This is a genomic window from Aliivibrio sp. S10_S31, assembly GCF_014694495.1.
GTDB lineage: Bacteria > Pseudomonadota > Gammaproteobacteria > Enterobacterales > Vibrionaceae > Aliivibrio > Aliivibrio fischeri.
The window spans coordinates 1-275 of sequence record NZ_JAAUWR010000144.1 but is presented as its reverse complement, the minus strand read 5'-3'; the positions used below and the strand labels follow the sequence as shown (position 1 = coordinate 275).

Sequence of the window (275 nt, the reverse complement as noted above, 5' to 3'; positions counted from 1 at the left end):
TGCCGGGAGTCGCAGATACCAGGTGGCTGCAACTGTTTATTAAAAACATAGCACTGTGCTAAATCGTAAGATGACGTATACGGTGTGACGCCTGCCCGGTGCTTGAAGGTTAATTGATGGGGTTAGATTGTTTCTCTATATAGAGAGGGGTCGAAGCTCTTGATCGAAGCCCAAGTAAACGGCGGCCGTAACTATAACGGTCCTAAGGTAGCGAAATTCCTTGTCGGGTAAGTTCCGACCTGCACGAATGGCGTAATGATGGCCACGCTGTCTCC

General features: G+C 49.5%; 1 rRNA gene. It reads left to right on the top strand.

The features are described from left to right. Positions 1–274 (top strand): 23S ribosomal RNA (locus HC728_RS19985); the annotation flags it as partial. Position 275: the final 1 nt, after the last annotated feature.